This window comes from Pseudonocardia xishanensis, assembly GCF_039541715.1.
Lineage (GTDB): Bacteria > Actinomycetota > Actinomycetes > Mycobacteriales > Pseudonocardiaceae > Pseudonocardia > Pseudonocardia xishanensis.
In genome coordinates, this window is record NZ_BAABGT010000014.1 from 12,476 (window position 1) to 33,880 (window position 21,405).

24 protein-coding genes are annotated in these 21,405 nt (G+C 73.3%); 17 read left to right on the top strand and 7 right to left on the bottom strand.

Features of this window, described 5'->3' with window-relative positions:
* Positions 1 to 16 precede the first annotated feature (16 nt).
* Genes ABD993_RS04535 through ABD993_RS04545 form a run of 3 tightly spaced genes read left to right on the top strand, consistent with a single transcriptional unit; the run spans position 17 to position 2,547 of the window.
* Complete coding sequence (locus ABD993_RS04535) at positions 17 to 676, top strand: response regulator transcription factor (protein WP_345412995.1); 660 nt, start codon at positions 17 to 19, stop codon at positions 674 to 676.
* Entirely contained in the window at positions 669 to 1,763 is a 1,095-nt protein-coding gene (locus ABD993_RS04540) for a sensor histidine kinase (RefSeq protein ID WP_345412997.1), read from the top strand. Before ABD993_RS04535 ends, ABD993_RS04540 begins: the two co-directional genes overlap by 8 nt.
* Positions 1,764 to 1,773: 10 nt before the next feature.
* Complete coding sequence (locus tag ABD993_RS04545; protein WP_345412999.1) at positions 1,774 to 2,547, top strand: class I SAM-dependent methyltransferase; 774 nt, start codon at positions 1,774 to 1,776, stop codon at positions 2,545 to 2,547.
* Between the two features lie 3 nt (positions 2,548 to 2,550).
* On the opposite strand, the gene ABD993_RS04550 is transcribed toward ABD993_RS04545, so the two are convergent.
* Entirely contained in the window at positions 2,551 to 3,546 is a 996-nt protein-coding gene (locus ABD993_RS04550; protein WP_345413001.1) for a TerC family protein, read from the bottom strand.
* Between the two features lie 833 nt (positions 3,547 to 4,379).
* On the bottom strand, positions 4,380 to 5,357 hold the full coding sequence (locus tag ABD993_RS04555) for an aldo/keto reductase (protein WP_345413002.1): 978 nt from the start codon (positions 5,355 to 5,357) through the stop codon (positions 4,380 to 4,382).
* Between the two features lie 100 nt (positions 5,358 to 5,457).
* Here ABD993_RS04555 and ABD993_RS04560 point away from each other — a divergent pair, with 100 nt between their 5' ends.
* The 4 genes from ABD993_RS04560 to ABD993_RS04575 all read left to right on the top strand — a co-directional run bounded on the left by ABD993_RS04560 (position 5,458) and on the right by ABD993_RS04575 (position 9,664).
* Complete coding sequence (locus tag ABD993_RS04560) at positions 5,458 to 6,291, top strand: helix-turn-helix transcriptional regulator (protein ID WP_345413004.1); 834 nt, start codon at positions 5,458 to 5,460, stop codon at positions 6,289 to 6,291.
* Between the two features lie 109 nt (positions 6,292 to 6,400).
* Positions 6,401 to 7,924, top strand: a complete 1,524-nt coding sequence (locus ABD993_RS04565; RefSeq protein WP_345413006.1) for an acyl-CoA synthetase — start codon at positions 6,401 to 6,403, stop codon at positions 7,922 to 7,924.
* The gene (locus ABD993_RS04570; RefSeq protein WP_345413008.1) at positions 7,921 to 8,907 is read left to right on the top strand and encodes an LLM class flavin-dependent oxidoreductase; all 987 of its coding nucleotides are present in this window, start codon (positions 7,921 to 7,923) and stop codon (positions 8,905 to 8,907) included. Before ABD993_RS04565 ends, ABD993_RS04570 begins: the two co-directional genes overlap by 4 nt.
* A 1-nt stretch (position 8,908) precedes the next feature.
* Entirely contained in the window at positions 8,909 to 9,664 is a 756-nt protein-coding gene (locus ABD993_RS04575) for an SDR family NAD(P)-dependent oxidoreductase (RefSeq protein WP_345413010.1), read from the top strand.
* Between the two features lie 162 nt (positions 9,665 to 9,826).
* Here the strand turns inward: ABD993_RS04575 and ABD993_RS04580 are convergent, their stop codons facing one another.
* Both ABD993_RS04580 and ABD993_RS04585 read right to left on the bottom strand, forming a co-directional pair.
* The gene (locus ABD993_RS04580) at positions 9,827 to 10,351 is read right to left on the bottom strand and encodes a DUF3558 family protein (protein WP_345413012.1); all 525 of its coding nucleotides are present in this window, start codon (positions 10,349 to 10,351) and stop codon (positions 9,827 to 9,829) included.
* 228 nt (positions 10,352 to 10,579) lie between these two features.
* Complete coding sequence (locus tag ABD993_RS04585) at positions 10,580 to 11,389, bottom strand: hypothetical protein (protein WP_345413014.1); 810 nt, start codon at positions 11,387 to 11,389, stop codon at positions 10,580 to 10,582.
* Between the two features lie 110 nt (positions 11,390 to 11,499).
* Between ABD993_RS04585 and ABD993_RS04590 the strand changes: the two genes are divergently transcribed.
* Together ABD993_RS04590 and ABD993_RS04595 are read left to right on the top strand one after the other, a co-directional pair.
* Complete coding sequence (locus tag ABD993_RS04590; protein WP_345413016.1) at positions 11,500 to 13,473, top strand: sensor histidine kinase; 1,974 nt, start codon at positions 11,500 to 11,502, stop codon at positions 13,471 to 13,473.
* Positions 13,461 to 14,102, top strand: coding sequence for a response regulator (locus ABD993_RS04595; protein ID WP_345413017.1), 642 nt, complete (start codon positions 13,461 to 13,463; stop codon positions 14,100 to 14,102). Before ABD993_RS04590 ends, ABD993_RS04595 begins: the two co-directional genes overlap by 13 nt.
* Here ABD993_RS04595 and ABD993_RS04600 read toward each other — a convergent pair.
* Positions 14,084 to 14,608: a TetR family transcriptional regulator gene (locus ABD993_RS04600; protein ID WP_345413019.1), complete on the bottom strand. Its 525-nt coding sequence runs from the start codon at positions 14,606 to 14,608 to the stop codon at positions 14,084 to 14,086. The two genes, ABD993_RS04595 and ABD993_RS04600, sit on opposite strands and share 19 nt — an antisense overlap.
* Positions 14,609 to 14,663: 55 nt before the next feature.
* On the opposite strand from ABD993_RS04600, the gene bioB reads away from it, so the two are divergent.
* The 4 genes from bioB (at position 14,664) to bioD (ending at position 19,116) form a co-directional block, all read left to right on the top strand.
* Positions 14,664 to 15,749, top strand: coding sequence for a biotin synthase BioB (gene bioB / locus ABD993_RS04605; RefSeq protein WP_345413021.1), 1,086 nt, complete (start codon positions 14,664 to 14,666; stop codon positions 15,747 to 15,749).
* A complete protein-coding gene (locus ABD993_RS04610) occupies positions 15,746 to 17,023 on the top strand; it encodes an adenosylmethionine--8-amino-7-oxononanoate transaminase (protein WP_345413023.1) in 1,278 nt (425 codons plus the stop codon). Before bioB ends, ABD993_RS04610 begins: the two co-directional genes overlap by 4 nt.
* 198 nt (positions 17,024 to 17,221) lie before the next feature.
* Entirely contained in the window at positions 17,222 to 18,463 is a 1,242-nt protein-coding gene (locus ABD993_RS04615) for an aminotransferase class I/II-fold pyridoxal phosphate-dependent enzyme (RefSeq protein ID WP_345413024.1), read from the top strand.
* Positions 18,454 to 19,116 (top strand): dethiobiotin synthase, encoded by a 663-nt coding sequence (bioD, locus tag ABD993_RS04620; protein ID WP_345413026.1) that lies wholly within the window; start codon positions 18,454 to 18,456, stop codon positions 19,114 to 19,116. The genes ABD993_RS04615 and bioD overlap by 10 nt, the downstream gene beginning before the upstream one ends.
* Here bioD and ABD993_RS04625 read toward each other — a convergent pair.
* On the bottom strand, positions 19,091 to 19,216 hold the full coding sequence (locus ABD993_RS04625) for a hypothetical protein (RefSeq protein WP_345413028.1): 126 nt from the start codon (positions 19,214 to 19,216) through the stop codon (positions 19,091 to 19,093). The genes bioD and ABD993_RS04625 overlap by 26 nt on opposite strands.
* A 253-nt stretch (positions 19,217 to 19,469) precedes the next feature.
* On the opposite strand from ABD993_RS04625, the gene ABD993_RS04630 reads away from it, so the two are divergent.
* From ABD993_RS04630 to ABD993_RS04645, 4 genes are read left to right on the top strand one after another with little or no spacing between them, the layout of a single operon-like run.
* On the top strand, positions 19,470 to 19,643 hold the full coding sequence (locus ABD993_RS04630; RefSeq protein WP_345413030.1) for a DUF6307 family protein: 174 nt from the start codon (positions 19,470 to 19,472) through the stop codon (positions 19,641 to 19,643).
* A complete protein-coding gene (locus ABD993_RS04635) occupies positions 19,640 to 19,852 on the top strand; it encodes an RGCVC family protein (RefSeq protein ID WP_345413033.1) in 213 nt (70 codons plus the stop codon). Before ABD993_RS04630 ends, ABD993_RS04635 begins: the two co-directional genes overlap by 4 nt.
* A 54-nt stretch (positions 19,853 to 19,906) precedes the next feature.
* The gene (locus ABD993_RS04640) at positions 19,907 to 20,311 is read left to right on the top strand and encodes a DUF6790 family protein (protein WP_345413035.1); all 405 of its coding nucleotides are present in this window, start codon (positions 19,907 to 19,909) and stop codon (positions 20,309 to 20,311) included.
* Positions 20,200 to 20,865 (top strand): alpha/beta fold hydrolase, encoded by a 666-nt coding sequence (locus ABD993_RS04645; RefSeq protein WP_486362893.1) that lies wholly within the window; start codon positions 20,200 to 20,202, stop codon positions 20,863 to 20,865. Before ABD993_RS04640 ends, ABD993_RS04645 begins: the two co-directional genes overlap by 112 nt.
* A 128-nt stretch (positions 20,866 to 20,993) precedes the next feature.
* On the opposite strand, the gene ABD993_RS04650 is transcribed toward ABD993_RS04645, so the two are convergent.
* Positions 20,994 to 21,197 carry a cold-shock protein gene (locus ABD993_RS04650; protein WP_345413040.1) on the bottom strand — a complete coding sequence of 68 codons (204 nt, stop codon included), beginning with the start codon at positions 21,195 to 21,197 and terminating at the stop codon, positions 20,994 to 20,996.
* Positions 21,198 to 21,405 lie beyond the last annotated feature (208 nt).

Here is a 21,405-nt window from a genome sequence, read left to right on the forward strand (position 1 = left end):
CGTAGCATCGAGCAGCGTGCGGGTGCTGGTGGTCGAGGACGAGCCCCTCCTGGCGGAGGCCGTCCGGGACGGGCTGCGCCTGGCGGCCATCGCCGCGGACCTCGCGGCGGACGGCGACACCGCGCTGGAGCTGTTGCGGCTCAACACCTACGACATCGCCGTCCTCGACCGGGACATCCCCGGACCGTCGGGGGACGAGGTCGCCGCGCACATCGTCGCGTCCGGCAGCGGCCTGCCGATCCTGATGCTCACCGCGGCCGACCGGCTGGACGACAAGGCCTCCGGCTTCGGGCTCGGCGCGGACGACTACCTGACCAAGCCCTTCGACCTGCGCGAGCTCGTGCTGCGGCTGCGTGCCCTCGACCGCAGGCGTGCGCACCACCGGCCGCCCGTGCGGGAGGTCGCCGGGCTGCGGCTGGACCCGTTCCGCCGCGAGGTCCACCGGGAGGGCCGGTACGTCGCGCTCACCCGCAAGCAGTTCGCCGTCCTCGAGGTCCTCGTCGCGGCGGAGGGCGGCGTCGTCAGTGCCGAGGAGCTGCTGGAACGGGCCTGGGACGAACACGCCGATCCGTTCACCAACGCCGTGCGCATCACGGTGTCGGCCCTGCGCCGCAGGCTCGGGGAGCCGGGGATCATCGCCACCGTGGCCGGGGTCGGGTACCGAATCGATGGCTAGGCCGCCGGGGCCGAGCGTCCGGCTCAAGCTCGCCCTGAGCTACGCCGGGGTCGTCGTGGTGGCGGGGATCGTGCTGCTCGCGGCGCTGTGGGTGTCCCTGCGCTACTTCTTCCGACCGGACGGCCTGATCATCACCACGACGCACCCCTTCTCGGACGGCGTCGTGCTGTCGTTCGTCCCGGTGGCGGCCGTCGTCCTGGGGTTCCTGACCGTGGTCGGGCTGGTCGGGGGATGGGTCCTCGCCGGTCGGATGCTCGCCCCGCTGACCCGCCTCACCGACGCCACCCGCCTGGCCGCGACCGGGTCGCTCACCCACCGCATCCGGCTGCCGGGGCGCCGCGACGAGTTCCGCGAGCTCGCCGACGCCTTCGACACCATGCTCGCCCGGCTCGACGCCCACGTCGCCGCCCAGCGCCGGTTCGCCGCCAACGCCTCCCACGAGCTGCGCACCCCGCTGGCGATCACCCAGGCGCTGCTGGATGTGGCCCGCCTCGATCCCGACCACCCCGCACCCCTCGCACGGCTGCGGGAGGTGAACACCCGCGCGATCGACCTGACCGAGGCGTTGCTCCTGCTCAGCCGAGCCGACCAGCGGGCCTTCACCGGCGAGGACGTGGACCTGTCGCTCCTGGCCGAGGAGGCCACGGAGGCGCTCGTCCCCCTCGCGGACAGGCACGGCGTGGCCCTCGAGACGGTGACCGATCCCGCTCCCACCGTCGGCTCGCCCGCGCTCCTGCTGCAGCTGACGACGAACCTCGTGCTCAACGCGATCGTCCACAACCTGCCCGAGCACGGCACCGTGCGGATCCGCACCGGCGCCGGTCCCGGGGCCGCGGAGCTCGTCGTCGAGAACACCGGCGCCCTGCTCGATCCGCGGTCGGTCGCCACCCTCGCCGAGCCCTTCCGCCGCGGCACCGGGCGGGTGCGCACCGACCATGCGGGCGTCGGCCTCGGGCTGGCCATCGTCGCGAGCATCACCGAGGCGCACGACGGCACCCTCACCCTGACGCCACTGCCCTCCGGTGGCCTCCGGGTGAGCGTGCTGCTGCGTCTTTCGGCCGATGCCCGGCCGGACGCTCCCGAGTAGCGTCCCGCCGATGGCGACCGAGCGCGACCGAGTCTGGGCCGACACGATGCCCGCCGCGTACGCCGAGGGGCTGGAGGCGGCGGTGTTCGCCCCCTTCGCCGCCGAGCTGGCGGACCGTGCGCGGGGTGCCGGGCGGGTCCTCGAGATCGCGGCGGGCACCGGGGTGGTCACCCGCGAGCTGTCGGGGGACGTCCTCGCCACCGACCTCAACCCGGCCATGGTGGAGGTCGGCTCCCTCCGCGCCCCGCAGGCCCGCTGGCAGCAGGCGGACGCGGCGCGGCTGCCCCTCGAGGACGGGGTGGTCGACCTGGTCGTGTGCGGGTTCGGGGTGATGTTCCTCTCCGACCGTGTGGGGGCCTACACCGAGGTGCGTCGGGTGCTGGCGCCCGGCGGCCGGTTCCTCTTCACCGCCTGGGACACGGTCGACACCCATGTCTTCGCGGCGGCCCTGGAACAGGGCCTGCGCACCGCGTTCCCGGCCGACCCGCCACCGTTCGTGTCGACGGTCCCGCACGGGTACACCGACCCGGCCCGGATGCGGGCGGACCTGACGGACGCCGGGTTCGTCGGCGTCACCGTCGAGCGGGTCGTCCGGGAGGGCACGGCATCCTCGGCCGAGGCGGTGGCCCGGGGGTTCTGCACCGGGACGCCGCTGCGCGCCCAGCTCGCCGAGCGGGGCGACGTCGCGGCGGCGACGCGGGTGGTCGCCGCCGTCATGACGTCGCTGCTCGGCGAGGGTGAGGTCCGGGGCGAGATGGCGGCGTACGTGGTCACCGCCTCGTGAGGCTCAGCTCTGCGAGGGCTCCTCGGCGGGCTCGGTGAGCGCGCCCCGTGTCTTGATCAGGCTCGCCACGGTGGCCACGGTGATCGCCCCGGCGATGACGACGAGCGAGAGCCAGGTCGGGATCTCCGGCACCCAGAGCAGCGGCTCGCCGCCGTTGACGAACGGCAGCTCGTTGACGTGCAGGGCGTGGAAGATCAGCTTCACGCCGATGAAGGCGAGGATGAAGGCGAGGCCCTGGGCCAGGTAGACCAGGCGCTCGAGCACCCCGCCGAGCAGGAAGTAGAGCTGGCGCAGGCCCATCAGGGCGAAGGCGTTCGCGGTGAACACGATGTACGCCTCCTCGGTGAGGCCGTAGATCGCGGGGATGGAGTCGACGGCGAAGATCAGGTCCACGAAGCCGATCGCGACGACGGTGATGAGCAGGGGCGTCACCATGCGCCGCCCGTTCTCCCTCGAGAACAGCCGGTCCCCGCGGAAGTCGTCCGTGACCGGCAGGACCCTGCGGGCCCACCGGGTCACCGCGTTGTCCCCGGGGTCCGCGCCGTCGTCGTGTCGCAGCTGCTGCCAGGCGAGGACCAGCAGCAGCGCGCCGAAGAGGTAGAAGACCCAGGAGAAGTTCTCGATCAGCGCGGCACCCGCCGCGATGAACCCGCCACGCATGACCAGCGCGATCACGATGCCGATCAGCAGCACCTTCTGCTGGTAGGCCTTCGGCACCGCGAACCCGGTCATCACCAGCAGGAACACGAAGAGGTTGTCGACCGAGAGCGCCTTCTCGGTGAGGTACCCGGCGAAGTACTCACCGCCGAAGTTCCAGCCGCTCACCAGCCCGACACCCACTCCGAACAGCAACGCCAGGCCGATGTAGAAGGCCGACCAGAGCGCCGACTCGCGGATGGTGGGTTCGTGCGGGGTGCGTACGTGGGCCACGAACTCGAAGACGAAGAAGGCGATCGTCACACCGATGGTGGCGAGCCAGACCCAGAAGGGGATGTTCACGTGCGCTCCGGAGGCAGGTCGAGGAGACCAAGTCTCCCCCTACCCGCGAGCGGGCCGAGCGCGCCGGACCGTGCCGTTCCACGATCGTGTTGACGACGTGCGTCGTGACGGGATACTCCCCTGGACCGAGCCGATGGTAAAGGACTCTTTACGTGAGCGCCTCCTCAGGGGGTGTGACGAGGATCCCGGCTTCCGGCCGCCCACGACCCGATGTCACTCTCGCCCGCCTGTGGGCTCCGGGAGGCGCAGTCCTGGGCCACCAGCCAGGGGCCTCACCGAGGGCCCCGGTCGGGACGTAGCCATCGAGCTTCACGGCGGGGTTCGCGCTGCCCCTGTCGGTTGGATCAGTCGAAGACACCGGCGACCTGGCCTGCGAGGTGAACGGTCAGCTCGTGGACGTCACTCAGCTGGTCGAGCTCGAGGACAGCGGTCTCGATCGCGGCCCGGCGCTGCGATCGTAAACGGGCTGCCCGCGTCCCGTCGACGGAGCCGGCTTGGTGGCGTTCCGGATGGGGCGGGCGTCGACGATCCCGTGCCGGGGGGCGGGGAGGGGCCGTCGTGGTGCTCCCCGGGTCAAGGCGCCCCGCATGCAGTACGCCGCGTGCTCGATCAGGCCGCCGATCGACAGGGTGCTCCGGCAGGGCGTCTCACGCGCCTGTGCCTCGGTCAGGGCCGAAGGCGGCGGAACGGATGGCGGTGAGCTGCTCGTCGATGGAGCGGAGCAGGCCGGTGACCTCGTCGTGCTGGGCGGGTGCGTACATCGGGTGACCTCGGGGTCCGTCGTGCTGGCGGAGACGCCCCTGCCGGCCTCAGCGGTCAGTTCCTGACTGCTATCAGTTGCCGACGCCCAGACCGTCCATCATCGCCGTCGGGTAGCGGTCCCCGCGGGCGGAACCGGCGGGGAGGGCCTTCTCGATCTCGGCCAGGTCGTCGGCGGTCAGCGAGACCTCCACCAGTGCCTCCGCCCACCGCTCCCGGGTGCGGGCGCCGACCAGCGGGACGATGTCCGCGCCCTGGGCCGCGACCCAGGCGATGGCGAGCTGGGCCACCGTGCAGCCCCGGGCGTCCGCGATCGCCCGCAGGCCCTCGACCAGCGCGAGGTTGTGGGCGACGTTCTCCTCGGCGAACCGGGGCATCATCACTCGCGAGTCCCCGGGGGTCGGGCGCCAGCGGCCGGAGAGCAGGCCGCGGCCGAGCACGCCGTAGGCCGTCACGCCGATGCCGAGCTCCCGCAGCGTCGGGAGGACCTCGGCCTCGATGGCGCGGGAGATCAGCGAGTACTCGATCTGCAAGTCGGCGACGGGATGCACGGCGTGGGCCCGGCGGACCGTCGCGGCGTCCACCTCGGACAGACCGAGGTGACGCACGTACCCCGCCCGGACCAGGTCGGCGATGGCGCCGACCGTGTCCTCGATGGGGACGGCGGGATCGAGCCGGGCGGGGCGATAGATGTCGATGTGGTCCAGGCCGAGCCGGGTCATCGAGTAGGCGACGAAGTTCTTCACCGCCTGCGGTCGGTTGTCGACGCCGCCGAACCCGCCGTCCGGTCCGCGCAGGGCGCCGAACTTCACGCTGACGACGAAGGAGTCCCGGGGACGCCCGCGCAGCGCCTCCGCGAGCAGCAGCTCGTTGTGTCCCATGGCGTAGAAGTCGCCGGTGTCGATCAGTGCGACGCCCGCGTCGAGGGCGGCGTGCACGGTGGCGATGCTCTCCGCGCGGTCGGTGGGGCCGTACGCGTCGGACATGCCCATGGCGCCCAGGCCGAGGGCGGAGACGGTGGGGCCGGCCGTGCCGAGCTGTCGTGTCTGCATGGCTCCACCGTGCCGCCGGACCGGCGGGGCCGGAACGGAGCGTTCATCGTGGGAGAGCCGCTCCCTGGCTCCCGTCGCGGTGCCGGAGGACCATGAACCCATGCAGCGTGACGAGCTCGCCGACTTCCTGCGCCGCCGTCGCGAGGCCATCCGCCCCGCCGAGGTCGGCATCGCCGAGGGGGCGCGCCGACGCACCGCGGGCCTGCGCCGCGAGGAGGTCGCGATGCTCGCCGGCATGTCCGTCGACTACGTCGTCCGGCTCGAGCAGGGCCGCAGCAGCCGTCCGTCCACCCAGCTGCTCGGCGCCCTCGCCCGGGCCCTCCGCCTGTCCGACGACGAGCGCGACCACCTCTTCCACCTGGCGGGCCACCAGCCCCCGCCTGCCGAGGGCGTCGCCCGGATGGCGCGGGCCGGGCTGATCCGGATGCTCGACCTGCTCGGCGACACCCCCGCGTTCGTGCTCTCCGACCTCGGCGAGGTGCTCGCGCAGAACCGCGCCTCCGTCCTGCTGCAGGGCGACCACACCGGGTTCACCGGCGACCGGCGGTACCTCGCCTTCCGCTGGTTCACCGAGCACGACACCCGTCGCGACCACCCGGCCGAGGAGCGGGGCCGGCAGGCGCGTCGGATGGTCGCGGACCTGCGCGCGACGGCGGGTCGGCGGGCGGGGGACCCGGACGTCGAGGGGCTGGTCGCACGGCTGAAGGCGGCCAGCGCGGAGTTCCGTGCGCTGTGGGACGCGCACGAGGTCGCCGTCCGCCGCGCCGACCGGAAGACCATCCCGAACCCGCGGGTGGGGCCGGTGCGGGTGGACTGCGAGACCCTGATGACCCCCGACCAGGGGCAGCTCCTGCTGGTCCTCACCCCGGCGGACGCCGAGGCCCGCGAGAAGCTGGAGCTGCTGTGGGTGCTGGGGGTCGAGGAGTTCGCGTAGCCCCTCGGCGAGGTTCCTGACCACTTGTCCAGAAGAATCTTGACAAGCGTCCAGGTTCAGGCCACGGTCGTGACTGCCGTCACTGCTGACGCCCGACCCGAGGACGCCGATGTCGCTGACCTTCTACCTGGACAAGGGTGCCTCCCTGGACCCCGGGGCGCCATGCCTGACCCTCGATGGGATGTCGCTGTCCTACGGCGAGGTCGTCGAGCTGTCCCACGATGTGGCCCGGGCGTTGCGACGCTCGGGGGTCCAGCCCGGGGACAAGGTCGGGATCCTCTCCGCCAACGACCCGACGGCGTTCTCCTGCGTCTTCGGCATCGCCCGGGCGGGCGCGGTGTGGTGCCCGATCAACCCGCGCAACGGCGCGGCGGAGAACGCCGAGCTGCTCGATCTGTTCGACTGCGCCGCCCTGATCTACCAGCCCGCCTTCGACGACCTCGTCGCCGAGATCGCGCCGAAGCTGCCGAAGCTCACGACCCGGGTCCGGCTCGGCGACGAGTTCCGGAGCTGGCTGGACGCCGCCTGCGACGACGGGTCCGCCGAGGCCTTCCAGCCGGACGACGTGGTGGCCCTGGTCGGGACCGGCGGCACCACCGGCCGTCCCAAGGGGGTGATGCTGACCGACCGCAACCTCGAGGTCATGTCGGCGATCACGCTGATGAGCTACCCCTTCGAGGAGCGGCCGGTCTACCTCGCGCTCGCCCCGCTGACCCACGCGGCCGGCGTGCTCTGCTTCCCGGTCCTCGCCCGCGGCGGCGAGGTCGTGATCATGGCGAAGCCGGACGTCGCGCGGTTCCTGGAGCTGATCGAACGGCACGGCGTCACCCACACGTTCCTGCCGCCCACCCTGATCTACATGGTGCTGGGCCACGAGGCGCTCGACGCCACGGACCTGTCGAGCCTGCAGTGCTTCTGGTACGGCGCGGCGCCGATGTCCGCGGCCCGGCTGGCCGAGGCGCTGGAGCGGATCGGGCCGATGGCGCAGCTGTTCGGCCAGTCCGAGGCCCCGATGATGATCTCGACCATGTCCTCGGCCGACCACCGGCTGCCGGACGGGTCGATCGCGACCCACCGGCTGTCGTCGGCGGGCAGGCCCTCGCCGCTGGTCACCGTGGCGATCCTGGACGAGCAGGGCCGGTCCGTACCGCGCGGCGAGCGCGGTGAGATCTGCGTCCGCGGCTCGCTGGTCATGGCGGGCTACTACCGCAACCCCGAGGCCACCGCCGAGGCCTCGACCTTCGGCTGGCACCACACCGGTGACATCGGCTTCCTCGACGAGGACGGCTTCCTGTACATCGTGGACCGCGCCAAGGACATGGTGATCACCGGCGGGTTCAACGTGTACAGCGCGGAGGTCGAGCAGGCGCTCATGGCCCACGCGGCCGTGCGGGACTGCGCGGTGATCGGGCTGCCGGACGAGAAGTGGGGCGAGCGGGTCGTCGCCGTCGTCCAGCCGCAGTCGGACGCCGAGATCGACCCGGCCGCGCTGATCGCCTTCGTCAAGGACCGCATCGGCAGCGTGAAGGCGCCGAAACAGATCGAGATCTGGCCCGACCTGCCGCGCTCCACCATCGGTAAGGTCCTCAAGAAAGAGATCCGCATCACACTCACAGAAGGCCCCGCCACATGAAACTTGCTCTCTACCTCCCCAACTTCCGGACCAAGGTGACCATCAAGGAGCTGGAGGACCTCACCGCGCTCGCCGAGGACCTGGACTTCGACTCCGTCTGGACGCTGGACCGGATCGTCGTCCCGGAGTCGTCGGACCGGCAGGAGCTGCAGTACTCCTTCGGGATGATGGAGGGCCTGCCCAAGGCTCTTCCCGTCGCCGCCCGCGGCGAGTGGTTCCAGGGCTACCCGCTGATCCCGTGGCTCGCGGCGAAGACCACGAAGGTCCGGATCGGGATGAGCATCATCGACACCCCGTACCGCTCCCCGGGCGTGCTGGCCACCGAGCTGGCGACGATCGACCACCTCAGCGGCGGCAGGCTCAACGTCGGCGTCGGCTCCGGCTGGATGCCCGAGGAGTTCGCGGCCGCGAGCGCGGCACACATCTTCCCCCGCAGGCACAAGCACGTGCGGGAGACGATCGAGGTCATGCAGGGGATCTGGAACAACGACATCTTCGAGTATCACGGCGAGTTCGCCGACTTCGAGCCCTGCGGGTTCGGGGTGAAGCCGCTGCAGAACCCGTTGCCGATCTTCTTCTCGGGTCTCAAGGACCCGAAGCGGACGGCGATGCGGATCGCCAAGTACGACCTCGCGGGCTGGATCGGCATCCAGGACTCGCCCGAGGACATCAAGACGTGGCGCCAGGAGATCCAGCGCGAGCTGGACCAGCTGGACACCCAGCGCTCGGTCGACGACCTCGAGATCAGCAGCATGCTCTGGACCGTCATCACCGACGAGGAGGTCGACCAGTCCCCGGCGGGCAAGGTCACCAACCTGATGGTCGGCACCGCGGGGCAGATCACCGACCGGCTGCGCGCCTACCGGGAGGCGGGGATGACGATGCCGATGATCTGGCCGCCGTTCGCGGACGTCCCGGTGTCCAAGACACTGGACGACCTCAAGCGCATCAAGGAAGAGATCATGCCGAAGGTGGAGGCCTGAGATGGGTGAGCTCGAGGGCAAGCGGGTCTTCGTCACCGGCAGCGGGGCGGGGATCGGGAAGGCCATCGCGACGCTGTTCACCGAGCGCGGCGCGCGGGTCGTGGTCAGCGACATCAACGCCGAGGCGGCCAAGGAGACGGCGGACGCGATCGGCGCCGCGGGCGTCGCGAACTGCGACGTGACGGACGAGGCCGAGGTCCAGGGCGCGGTGCAGCAGGCGGTGGGTCTGCTCGGCGGGCTGGACGTGCTGGTCAACAACGCCGGGATCGAGATCTCCTCGCCGCTGCTGCAGCAGTCCACGGACAGCTTCGACAAGATCTACGCCGTGAACGTGCGCGGCCCGTTCGTGGCGATGAAGGCGGCGATCGGGCACCTCATCGAGTCCAAGGGCAACATCGTCAACATCGCCTCGATCGCGGGGCTCGGCGGCAGCCCGCTGCTCGGCTCCTACTGCGCCACGAAGGCCGCGCTGATCCAGCTCACCCGGGTCACCGCAGTCGAGATGCGGCCGACGGGGGTGCGGGTCAACGCGGTCTGCCCGGGCTTCGCCGACACCGCGATGGTGGACCGGCTGGTGCCGGACTTCGAGGCGGCCACGCAGGTGCCCTTCGGTGACCTCGTCGCGCAGAAGCAGGGCAGGCTCGGCACCCCGCAGGACATCGCCGAGGTGGCGGCGTTCCTGGCCTCCGACCGGGCATCCTGGGTGACCGGCAGCAACTACGTGCTCGACGGTGGCCTGACGGCGTCGCTGCTGTAGGCGGGTCGTGGCCCGGGAAGGCGGTGCGGTGATCCTCCTGAGCCCGACGGCGGAGCGCATCGAGGGTTCGGCCCCGCGTACCCGACCCGGCTGGGAGTCCTCGCTCCCGGCGCGACCCTCGCGCGGGTTCCGACGACGCCGTGGTGGTCTCCCTGCTGTGGCTCAGCCGATCCGCTGGCGGATCTTCGGGATGAGGTCCAGGGCGGCCTTCTCGTTGACGGCGAAGTCCGTGGTCGCGACCTGCACCGTGCAGTCCCGGTCGCCCGCCGCGAACTCGATCGCCCCGTTGATGTCCCGCATGTCGGTGCCGACCTTCCGCTCCGGCCCGAGCGAGGTGTCCCAGGGCGGGATCGTCCCGCCCGGCGCGGTCCCGACGCTACGGACCTCGACGGTCACCGAGAAGTAGTTCTCCTTGTTCTCCCAGGTGCACCCCCCGCCACCGCTGTCGATGCCGCCGGCCCTGCCCCCGTCGTTCGGGCCGATGAGGGCTTTCACCTCGGCGGCGGTGACCAGGGCGCAACCGTCCACGGCGGCCGACGCCGCAGCGGCGCCCGCGGGGGTCTCGTCGAGGGGGCGGACCTGCCCGTCCTGGGCGGTCGGCGTGCCGGCGACCGTGCTGCTGCAGCCGGCCAGCAGGAGGGCGCCGAGCAGGGCCGCGGCGGCCGGGCCCGCCTTCGAGTGCGTCATGGACATCTACTCGTCGGAGGGCCCTGATCCGTCACGTCGCTCCGGGAAGATCGCTCGCCGGCCCGGGCCATCCCGTTCGAGCGTGCCGCGCGCCGCCTCGACCCGGTCGGTCACCAGGACGTGGAGTGGTCCGGTAGCCGTCCTCGGGAGGCGGCCAGGGCGCGGCCGTCCCGACCGTTAACGGACTGCCCGGCCGGGCCGAGGTACCGGCCGGGAGGACCCATGCGGTCAGGAGACGGTGAAGGCGCCGCTCGTCGTGCCCGCGAAGTTCGGCGGGGTGCCGAGCACTGCCGAGACGACGTAGTTCCCCGGCCGCAGCACGGCCACGCTGTAGGCGGCGTCCGTGCCCGCGGCCTGGGCGCCGGACACCACGTCCGCGGCGGCGTCCAGGTCCGCGGCACCGGAGTCCAGCTGCTGCGGGGTGACGGTCTGTCCGTCCTTCACCCGGGCCGTGAGCAGCACGAAGGCGCTGGGGTCGCCGCTGTTGCGGAAGCGGATCGCCACCGGACCCGCCGTGAGGCCGGTCGGTACGCCGGTCAGCGTGCCCGCGCTGTTGGTCACGTCGAGGGTCTGGTAGCCGCAGGTGTCGAAGACCCAGCCGTCGAGCGTGGCGGTGGCGCCCACGTTCGCGTCGGTGGAGACGTCGAGCCGCTGCCCCGCCTGGGCCTGGGCGAGCTGGTCGGCGTAGGTCTTCAGCGGGGCGGCGAGCGTGTCCGGCGCGTTGGCCTGCAGTGTGGCGAGGTGCGGGGCCACGGTCGCGGCCCAGGCCTGCATCTCCTGGGCGGACGGCGCGGGCCCGTCGGGGTCGATCCCGGGTGGGATGCTGGAGTCGACCGCGACCGCGGCGGTGCAGGCGGCGGCCTGGTCCTTGGCGGGAGCCGCCGGTGCGGCGGGTGCGGCGGCCGAGGAGCACCCGGCCAGCAGCACGGCGGCCACGGCGGTGGTCAGCAGCGCGCCGGTCGTGCGGCGGCCGGTCCGGGTGCGGTCGGCGGGTGCGGCGTCCGTGTGGCGGCCGTCGGTGATCAGGCGAGGAGTCATGGCGACGAGCGTCGTCGGCAGGGGTCGTCGGCGGATCCGAGGCGGCACGGCACTCGAACTCCGTGCTCGCACGGAGGCCCCGCGGCAGCGGGCTCCCTAGCGTGAGCGCCATGGCCTGGCCAAGGGTGTGGACGCTGCTGATCGCCGCCGGTTCGGCCGCGGTGATCGGGTGGCTCGTGGTGCTGATGAGCCGGTATCCCGAGGTCGGGGTGCTGGCCACCGTCGTCGTGATCGTGCTGTCGCTGCCCGCGGTCGTGCTGGGTGTGGTGATCGCCGTCAAGCGTCCGCGCAACCGGATCGCGCCGCTGCTGGCACTGGTCGGGGCGATGCTCGTGCTGGTCGTCGGGCTGGGGGACGAGTTCGGCGCCCTCGCCCTGCTCGACCCGGCGGCGGCGCCCGGGTGGACACCCTGGGCGATGTCGGCCCGGGCGGGCTCGTGGGTGCTGCTCTACCTGCCGACCGCGCTGCTCCTGCTGCTGTTCCCGGACGGGCGGCTGCCGAGCCCCGGCTGGCGCTGGGCGCCGATCACGGTCGGGGTGGTGACCGCCGCGTTCCTCGTGCTCGCGGGCGGGACGCCGCAGGACCCCCCGTTCGACGTGTTCCCGCCCGCCTACCGGGTGCCTCCGGAGCTGGGCGCGGTCGCCGTGGGCCTGGTGGGTGTGTTCCTGGTGCTGCTCGTCGCCTGCGCGGTGGCGATGATCGTGCGGTACCGGCACTCGTCGAGCACGGTGGCCCGCGCCCAGGTGCGGTGGTTCGCCCTCGGCTCGATGCTCCTGCCGCTGACGCTGCTGCTCTGCTGGCTGTCCTACCTGCTGTTCGACCGGCCGGACCTGGTGATGATCGGGATCGGGCTGTCCGCCGTGGCGATCCCGGCGGTCACCACCATCGCGTTGCTGCGCCACGACCTCTACGACGTCGACCGGGCCTTCAGCGCGACGGTCGCGTACTCGCTGGTCACCGCCGTGCTGCTGGCGATCTTCGGCGCTGCCGAGGTGGCGGCGGGCGTGCTGCTCGGCCGGGAGTCGCCGGTGGCCGCAGCCGTCGCGACGGCGGTCTGCGCGCTCGCCCTGGCCCCGCTGCGCAGGCGCCTGACCGACCGTGTGGACCGGCGCCTCTACCCACTGCGCCGGTCGTTGCGGGCGGCACTCGCCACGCTGCAGGCCCGGATCGACACCGGGCTCGCCCGCCCGGAGGACCTGCCGGAGACCCTGCGGACGGCGCTGCGCGATCCGGGTCTGCGCGTCGGGTACGTGCTGCCGGGCCGGACGGGCCTCGTGGACGAGCACTGTCTCCCGGTCCCGGGTGGGGTCGCGGAGATCCCCGTCCTCGTCTCCGGCACCCCGGTCGGCGCTCTGCTGCCGGACGGCGGCCCGGCTCCGCGGGAGCTGCTGCGCGAGGCCGCGGCAGGCTCCGCGCTGCTGGTCGAGGTCATCCGGTCGCGGCTGGAGCTGACCGAGGCGCTGCGCGAGGTGGCCGAGAGCCGCGCTCGGTTGCTGCAGGCGGGCTACCGGGAGCGGCGCAGGCTCGAACGGGACCTGCACGACGGCGCCCAGCAGCGGCTCGTCTCGCTCGGCATGGCGATCCGGCTGGCCCAGCGCCGCCTGGAGGCCGGGCACGACGAGGACGTCGACGGCCTGCTGGATCAGGCCGTCGCCGAGCTGGGCACCGCGGTCGCCGAGCTCCGCGCGATCGCGCAGGGCCTGCGCCCGCTGGACCTCGACTCCGGGCTCGGCCCCGCGATCCGCTCGCTGACCACCGCGCTGCCCATCCCGGTCCGGCTCGAGGTGCTCGACGACCCGGTGCCGGACGAGGTCGCCACCACCGCCTACTACGTGGCCAGCGAGGCCCTGGCGAACGTCGTCAAGCACTCGGACGCCGGGTCCGTCGACATCCGGGTGGAGCGCGCCGCCGACGAGGTGGTGGTCCGGGTCAGCGACGACGGCCGTGGGGGTGCCGTCGCGCGACCCGGATCGGGGCTGGCCGGGCTGGTGGACCGGGTCGCCGCGGCAGGCGGGCGGCTCTCCGTCGGCCCCGCGGGTCCGGCGGGCACCACGGTGGAGGCGGTGCTGCCGTGCGCACCGTGATCGCCGAGGACAGCCTGCTGTTCCGCGAGGGCCTCGCGCGGCTGCTGGAGGACGCGGGCCACGACATCGTGGCCCGGGTCGGCGATGCCGAGGCGCTGGTGGCCGCGGTGGCGAGGACCCGGCCGGAGCTCGCCGTCGTCGACATCCACATGCCGCCGCACAGGGGGGCGGACGGGGCGCACGCCGCCCGGCACCTGCGCCAGGACCATCCGGACCTGGGGATCATGCTGCTGTCCCAGCACGTCGAGCCGTACCCGACGGTGGAGCTGGTGGGCGAGGGCGGCTTCGGCTACCTGCTCAAGGACCGGGTGTTCGACGTCGACGAGTTCCTCGAGGCGCTCCGCCGGGTGGCCCGCGGGGGCTCGGCCCTGGATCCCGAGGTCGTCACGCGGCTGATCGGGCACCGGCGCCGCGAGGACCCCCTCGAGCGGCTGACCGCCCGCGAACGCGAGGTGCTGGCGCTGATGGCGGAGGGCCGCACCAACCGGGGGATCGCGCTGCGGCTGGTGCTCACCGACCGGACCGTGGAGACCCACGTCACCAACATCTTGACCAAACTCGGGCTGGCGGACGGGATCGAGGACCACCGCCGGGTGCTGGCGGTGGTGACCTACCTGGGGTCCAGGTAGGACCCCGCCGTGATCGCGCCGATGCCGAACTCGAAGGCCTCGTCGGCGTCCGGGGCGTCGTCGGGGAGCACGCCGAGCCGGACGAGCTCGGCGCGGTTCTGCTCCTCCGCGACGAACCCCAGGACGTAGTGGACCAGGGCGCGTGCGGCCCAGCCCGCCTCGCGCGGCGGCAGGTCGGTGAACAGGGCGGGGAGGGTCTGCAGCGCGGCGAGGGCGTCCGGGCGGAACGCGTGGACGAACGAGACGACCTCGGCGCCGTCCCGGGCCCGCAGCAGCGCGGCGCGCAGGTCGCGGGCGGCCTGCCGTGGATCCGTGGTCGGGGGGTCCGCGAGGATCCGGCTCGCGATCTCCGCGAGCAGCTCCTGCTTGCTGGCCACGTGGTAGTACAACGCGCCCGGCTGCACCCCGAGGTGCTGGGCGACGCGGCGCATCGACAGTCCGCCCAGCCCCTGCTCCTGCAGCACCGAGTACGCCCCGACGACGACCTGCTCCCTGCTCAGTGCCACCCGTCCAGTGTCGCGGTCTTGCTCGGCGGCGGGGTCGGCGGCTACCGTTTGAACGGTGTTCAAACCGTTCGAGGACCTCGCCGACCGCCAGCTCGCCGGAGGCACGCTCGACCGTGCCGACGCCCGGATGATCCTGTCCGCCCCCGACCCGGACGTCCTCGCCCTGGTGGCGGCGGGCGGCCGGGTGCGCCGGGCGCACTTCGGGGACCAGGTCAAGGTCAACTACCTGGTCAACCTCAAGTCCGGGCTGTGCCCGGAGGACTGCGGGTACTGCTCGCAGCGCCTCGGCTCCACCGCCGAGATCCTGAAGTACTCGTGGCTGAAGGACGACGAGGCCGTGCGTCAGGCCGACGCCGGGATCCGGGGCGGCGCGTCCCGCGTCTGCCTGGTCGCGAGCGGGCGCGGGCCGAGCAACCGGGACGTCGAGACGGTGGCGTCGGTGGTGGGCGCGCTCAAGGACGCGCACCCCGGGGTCGAGGTGTGCGCCTGCCTGGGCCTGCTGAAGGACGGGCAGGCCGAGCGGCTGCGCGAGGCCGGGGTGGACGCCTACAACCACAACCTGAACACCGCCGAGTCGCGGTACTCGGAGATCTGCTCCACCCACGACTACGCGGATCGGGTCGACACGGTCGCGAAGGCGAAGTCCGCGGGTCTCTCGCCCTGCTCCGGACTGATCGTGGGCATGGGGGAGTCGGACGAGGACCTGATCGACGCGGTCTTCGCGCTGCGCGATCTGGCCAGCGACTCGATCCCGATCAACTTCTTGATGCCGTTCGACGGCACCCCCCTCGCGGGGACCTGGGAGCTGTCCCCGTTGCGAGCCCTGCGGATCCTCGCGCTGGCCCGGTTCGCCTGTCCCGCGACCGAGGTCCGGATGGCCGGTGGGCGGGAGATGCACCTGCGGTCGCTGCAGCCGTTGGCGTTGCACCTGGCCAACTCGCTGTTCCTCGGCGACTACCTGACCAGCGAGGGGCAGGCGGCGAAGGCGGACCTGGAGATGATCGAGGACGCCGGGTTCCGGGTGCTGGGTGCGCAGGATCCGGCGCTCGCTCCGCCGAACGTCCCTGCGTCGACCACCCCTGCGGCATCGCTCGCGGTGCGGCAGCGCGGGGCCGGGACGACCGTGGCCCCGAACGCGTGAGCTCCCTCGTCGAGCGGGACCGTGGGCTGCTGTGGCACCCGTACGCCGCGCTGGACGGTCCGGCGCCGTACGCGGTCACCTCGGCATCGGGTACGCGGCTGCGGCTGGAGGCGGCGGACGGCGCGCGGTTCGACGTCGTCGACGCGATGAGCTCGTGGTGGTGCGCGATCCACGGCTACCGCCACCCGGCGCTCGACGCGGCGGTCCGCGACCAGGTCGACCGGTTCAGCCACGTCATGTTCGGCGGCCTGACCCACGAACCCGCGGTCCGGCTGGCCGAGCAGCTGGTCGCGCTCGCCCCGCCGTCGCTGCGGCACGTGTTCCTCGCGGACTCGGGATCGGTGTCGGTCGAGGTCGCGCTCAAGCTCGCGGTGCAGTACCAGGCGGCGACCGGTCGGCCAGGGCGGCGGCGGTTCGTGGCGCTGCGCGGTGGCTACCACGGGGACACGACCGGGGCGATGGGCGTGTGCGATCCGGAGGACGGGATGCACGCGCTCTTCCCGGGTCTGGTCGCGTCGCAGGTGTTCCTCCCGCGTCCGCCTGCCCTGCCGTCTGATGTGGACTCGTGGGTCGCGGCCGCGGAGGAGGTCGTCGCGGCGCACGCGGACACGGCCGCGGCGATCGTGGTGGAGCCGGTGCTGCAGGGCGCGGGCGGGATGCACGCCTACCGGCCGGAGTGCCTCGCCGCGCTGCGGCGGATCGCGGACGAGCACGACCTGCTGCTGGTCGCGGACGAGATCGCGACCGGCTTCGGCCGCACCGGGCCCCTGTTCGCGGTGGAGTGGGCGGGCGTCGAGCCGGACGTCCTGTGCGTCGGCAAGGCGCTGACCGGCGGTTATCTCACGCTGGCTGCGGTGCTGTGCAGCGGCCGGGTCGCCTCGGCGATCACCCGGTCCCCGCAGCGGGCGCTGCTGCACGGCCCGACCTTCATGGCCAATCCGCTGGCCTGCGCCGTCGCGTCGGCGTCGCTGGAGCTGCTGCCGACCTCGCGCGAGCGGGTCCCGGCGATCGAGGCCGAGCTGACCGCGGTGCTGAAGCCGGCCGCGGACCTGGGCTCGGTGCGCGAGGTGCGGGTGCTCGGCGCGGTCGGCGTGGTGCAGCTCGACGGGCCGGTGGACGTCCCCGCGGTGACCCGCGCGGCGATGGAGCGCGGGGTGTGGGTGCGGCCCTTCCGGGACCTCGTCTACACGATGCCGCCCTTCGTGAGCCTGCCCGCGGACATCGCGGCGATCGGCGCGGGCATCGTCGGGGCGATCGGGGAGGTGCACGGCTGAGATGGGGACGGCGACGGGGTGCGACGGCCTCTGTGCGGTGCCGGCCGAGGAGCAGCTCGGCGGCGGGGGCACCGGGCTGCCGAAGCGTGCTCTTTGCGCTGGGGCCGCAGCGCTGAGAGCACGTTCTCGGCGATCATGCAGCGCTGGACGCACGAAACGTGCTCTGAGTGCGAGGGGACGGCGCGTGCGATGACGGAGATGAGGGAGCGGACGGGTGCGCCCGCGGTGGGGCGCGGCGCGATGCAGGACTGGCTGCTCGCCGCGGCGGAGGGGCGACGCGCCGCGGACGTCCTGCGGGCGACGGACGTGCGGCGGTCCGCGGTCGGGCTGGTCGATCTGGCGTCCAACGACTACCTGGGGCTGGGGCGCGATCCGCGGCTGCGGGCGGCCGCCGCGGGGGCGCTGGCCGAGCACGGAGCCGGGGCGCGGGCCTCGCGGGTCGTGACCGGCACGACCAGCGCGCACGTGGAGCTGGAGCGGGAGGTCGCCGCGCTCACGGGCCGGCCCGCGGCGCTGGTCTTCTCCAGCGGCTACACCGCGAACATCGGCCTGCTGACCGCGCTGGGCGATCCGGACACCCTGCTCGTGTCCGACGCCCACGTCCATGCCTCGATGGTCGACGGCGCCCGGCTCTCCCGGTCGCCGGTCGCGATCTGCCCGCACGCGGACCTGGTCGAGCTGGCCCGGCTGCTGCGAGAACGCAGGCAGCCGCGGGCGGTCGTGGTCGTCGAGTCGATCTACTCGGTGCTCGGCGACGCGGCCGACCTGACCGCCACCGCCGCGCTGTGCGCCGAGTACGACGCGCTGCTGGTCGTGGACGAAGCGCACGGCGTGGGTGTGGCGGGCGGCGGCCGCGGGGCGGTGCACGCGGCCGGTCTGGCCGGGGCCCCGCACGTGGTGGTGACGGCGACGCTGTCGAAGGCGCTCGGGGCGCAGGGCGGCGCGGTCCTGGGCTCGGAGCTGCTGCGCGAGCACCTGGTGAACACCGCCCGGACCTTCGTGTTCGACACCGGCCTGGCGCCCGCCGCGGCTGCGGCCGCCGCTGAGGCGTGTCGGATCGTGGTCGCCGAGCCGGAGCGGGTGGATGCGGTGCACGAGGCCGCGGCGCGCATCGCGGCGGCGGCCGGGGTGGAACGCGCACCCGGTGCGGTGCAGTCGATCCTCGTGGGCTCCCCGGGCGCGGCGGCGCAGGCGGCGGCGCGGTTGCTGGCGGAGGGGATCGTGGTGGGTTGCTTCCGTCCCCCGAGCGTCCCGGACGGGGTCTCCCGCCTCCGCCTGACGGCGCGGGCCGGTCTGGACCTGGACCGTGCGGTCGAGTCGGCGGTGCGGGCGGCGGAGTACAGCGCGGCCCGGACCGGCGTGATGTCGGACTCGGGGGCCGTGGTGTCGGACTCGCGCGTCGGGGCCGAGGGCTCGCGGGGGTGGGGGCGGTGGTGCTGATCACCGGGACCGACACCGGGGTCGGCAAGACGATCACCACCGCGGCGCTCGCGGTGTCGCTGGGCGGCAGCGTGGTCGTCTACAAGCCCACGCAGGCCGGGACCGACGGCGGGGAGGGGGACGTCGACGTCGTCCGACGGCTCGGCGGGGTCGCCGGGGTCGAGGGGATCCGGCTGGTCGAGCCGATGGCGCCGGTGGCCGCGGCGCGGCGGGAGGGGGTGCGGCTACCGACTCTCGATCAGCATCGGGACGCCGTCCTGGCCCTCGCCGCGGACCATGACCACGTGCTCGTCGAGGGCGCGGGCGGGCTGCTGGTGGAGCTGACCGAGGAGGGCCACACCCTCGCCGACCTCGCCCTGGCGCTGGCGGCGCCGGTGGTCGTCGTGTGCCGCAGCGGCCTCGGCACGCTCAACCACACGGCGTTGACGGTCGACGCGCTGGCCCGGCGCCGGATCGAGTGCGCGGGTGTCGTGATCGGCTCCTGGCCGGCCGCGCCGACCGCCATCGACCGCGACAACCGCGCGCACCTGGAGCGGTACGGCCTGCTCGGCGCGGTCCCGGAGCGGGCGGGTCGCCTACCCCCGCCCGCCTTCCGCCGTGCGGCCCCGACCTGGTGGACCCGCCCCGCTACTTCCCCTTGCCCGTGGGGATGATGCTCGACGGCGCGGCAGAAGACTTCTTGTCGGCGCGCTTCTGCTTGATGGTCTTCGTGGACTTCTTGCTGCTGGACTGGCGCGGGGACTTGTCGGACACGGGAGACTCCGGATCTGCGCGGTGACGCGCGGGAGGAACGGGGCCGACGATTCGCGCAGCTCCTCGACCGTGACCGCGAAGTGACCCTGTGCGGGGAACCCTACGCCTGTTGGGCGCTGATCGGCGGCGGATCGTCGGACGGCGTAGCGTGGGACGGGCCGGGAGCATTCCTGTACACGGGCGTTCGGCCCGGCGTCGTCTCCGGTGGAACACCATTCCGAGCGGCTCGCCGCCCGGGGGACGGAAGACCGGCATGACCTCGGTCCCGCTCGCCACCCACACACCTCGCCTCACCGGCTACGACCGGCGGCTCGCGATCGTCACCGCGGCGCTGCGCGAGGACTCGAAGATCTCCGAGAAGGCCGGGACCGCCATGGCCGTCCGGATCCTCGCCGCGCTCGACCACATCCCCGAGACGGTGCGATGAACGGCCGGACCGACACCGCGACCGGGTCCGTCGAGTCCGCCGAGTCCGTAGAGGTCGAGAGCTGCCGGGCCTGCCCGCACCCCGTGGCCGACCACTCCACACTCGACCTGCGGTTCTGTGCCGCGACCGTGTCGATGTCGCGCGACCGGGGCTGCATCTGCGGGCCCGTCACGGGTCGCGCGACGGCGCCGCGGGCCCGGCTGGGCTAACGAACCACCCCACCTCCCCGAACCCGAGGAAGACCTCGGGGACGGGAGAGTGTGATGACCGACGCCGCGCCGGAGACCGCAGGCCCGCCCCCGATCGTCTTGCGGCTGCTCGGGATGACGACCTACGTCGGGCTCGCGGGGTTCGTCGTCGCCGAGGTCGTCGCGCCGGCCACCGGCGGCTGGTCGGGGTTCGCCGAGACCAGCCTGCTCAACGCGCTGGTGTGGCTGGCCGGGGTGAACTCGTTCATCGTCGGCTGCGGGCACCTGGCCTTCCCGGACCGCATCGCCGAGTCGATCGGCTGGCCGAAGGGCACGCGTGGGCAACCGCGCGGCCGGCAACGCCGGCTTTGGACCGCGAGGACGTGCGGTGCGTGTCCCCGCCGGGCTTCGGCGCCCCGCTGCCCGCCGGGTTCGGGGCGACCATGCCGGAGTACCGGGCCTGGCTGGTCGACGAGCTGACGGCGATCGGCGAGCCCGTCGACCTGGTCGGGTACGACTGGGGCGGGCTGCACGTGCTCGGGGTGGCGATCACCCGGCCGGACCTGATCCGCAGCTGGGTCAGCGACGCCGTGGGGGCGCTGCACCCGGACCACGTCTGGCACGAGCTCGCCCGGGTCTGGCAGGCGCCCGGGGCGGGCGAGCGGGCCGTCGCGGACTTCTTCGGCTCCACCGAGCGGGAGACGGAGGCGCTGGTCCGGCGGGGCTTCCCGCGGCCGGTCGCGGAGCGGGTCGCCGCCGCCCACGACGAGTCGACCGGCCGGGCCGTGCTGGCGCTGTACCGCTCCGCCGCGCAGCCCGCCCTGGCGGAGCTGGGGCGAGACCTCGGCGCTGCCGCGCGCCGACCGGGCCTCGCCGTCGTCGCCGGGGAGGACGTCGTCGTCGGGAGCGAGGAGCAGCGCCTCGCCGCCGCCGCGACGGCGGGCGCCCGGGTCGCGCGGCTGGACGGGCTGGGGCACTGGTGGATGCTGGAGGACCCGAGGCGGGGCGCCGAGATGCTCGCCGACTTCTGGTGAGGTCGGGTCGGTGCTGCGGACGATCCGGGAGCGCCTGCAGTCCGCGCTGAGGAACGGCACGCCGGCGCAGACGGGAGGAGCCCGCCCCCTGAGTCGGGGACGGGCTCCTCACCACGACGGGGAGAACGTCAGATGACGCGGACCCCGGTGGCCTGCGGGCCCTTCTTGCCCTGGCCGACCTCGAACTCCACCCGCTGGCCCTCGTCCAGGCTGCGGAAGCCGCTGCTGTCGATCTCGGAGTAGTGGACGAAGACGTCCGCCCCGCCACCGTCCTGCTCGATGAAGCCGAAGCCCTTCTCACCGTTGAACCACTTCACGGTTCCCTGTGCCATGTGACTGCTCCTCGCAGATCCCGGGTCCGACGGCGCGCCCCGGCGCCCTGGTGGCGCCAGATGTCGCGACCGTCTCCTGAAGTTCTCGCGAGCGTGCTGAAACACGAACATCGAAAACCGACGACCTCGGTCAGCACCCTACTGTGCCCGCCCGGGGGCCGGGAGGGGCGCGTACTGTCGGGTGCTCATCAGCGGTCGGGGCGTGGCA

Bases quoted from the DNA above. Each gene is read 5' to 3' on its own strand.
- ABD993_RS04540 (WP_345412997.1), top strand. From the start codon at position 669: ATGGCTAGGCCGCCGGGGCCGAGCGTCCGGCTCAAGCTCGCCCTGAGC.
- ABD993_RS04545 (WP_345412999.1), top strand. From the start codon at position 1,774: ATGGCGACCGAGCGCGACCGAGTCTGGGCCGACACGATGCCCGCCGCG.
- ABD993_RS04555 (WP_345413002.1), bottom strand. From the start codon at position 5,357: ATGCAGACACGACAGCTCGGCACGGCCGGCCCCACCGTCTCCGCCCTC.
- ABD993_RS04560 (WP_345413004.1), top strand. From the start codon at position 5,458: ATGCAGCGTGACGAGCTCGCCGACTTCCTGCGCCGCCGTCGCGAGGCC.
- ABD993_RS04565 (WP_345413006.1), top strand. From the start codon at position 6,401: ATGTCGCTGACCTTCTACCTGGACAAGGGTGCCTCCCTGGACCCCGGG.
- ABD993_RS04570 (WP_345413008.1), top strand. From the start codon at position 7,921: ATGAAACTTGCTCTCTACCTCCCCAACTTCCGGACCAAGGTGACCATC.
- ABD993_RS04575 (WP_345413010.1), top strand. From the start codon at position 8,909: ATGGGTGAGCTCGAGGGCAAGCGGGTCTTCGTCACCGGCAGCGGGGCG.
- ABD993_RS04580 (WP_345413012.1), bottom strand. From the start codon at position 10,351: ATGACGCACTCGAAGGCGGGCCCGGCCGCCGCGGCCCTGCTCGGCGCC.
- ABD993_RS04585 (WP_345413014.1), bottom strand. From the start codon at position 11,389: ATGACTCCTCGCCTGATCACCGACGGCCGCCACACGGACGCCGCACCC.
- ABD993_RS04590 (WP_345413016.1), top strand. From the start codon at position 11,500: ATGGCCTGGCCAAGGGTGTGGACGCTGCTGATCGCCGCCGGTTCGGCC.
- ABD993_RS04615 (WP_345413024.1), top strand. From the start codon at position 17,222: ATGAGGGAGCGGACGGGTGCGCCCGCGGTGGGGCGCGGCGCGATGCAG.
- ABD993_RS04630 (WP_345413030.1), top strand. From the start codon at position 19,470: ATGACCTCGGTCCCGCTCGCCACCCACACACCTCGCCTCACCGGCTAC.
- ABD993_RS04635 (WP_345413033.1), top strand. From the start codon at position 19,640: ATGAACGGCCGGACCGACACCGCGACCGGGTCCGTCGAGTCCGCCGAG.
- ABD993_RS04640 (WP_345413035.1), top strand. From the start codon at position 19,907: ATGACCGACGCCGCGCCGGAGACCGCAGGCCCGCCCCCGATCGTCTTG.
- ABD993_RS04650 (WP_345413040.1), bottom strand. From the start codon at position 21,197: ATGGCACAGGGAACCGTGAAGTGGTTCAACGGTGAGAAGGGCTTCGGC.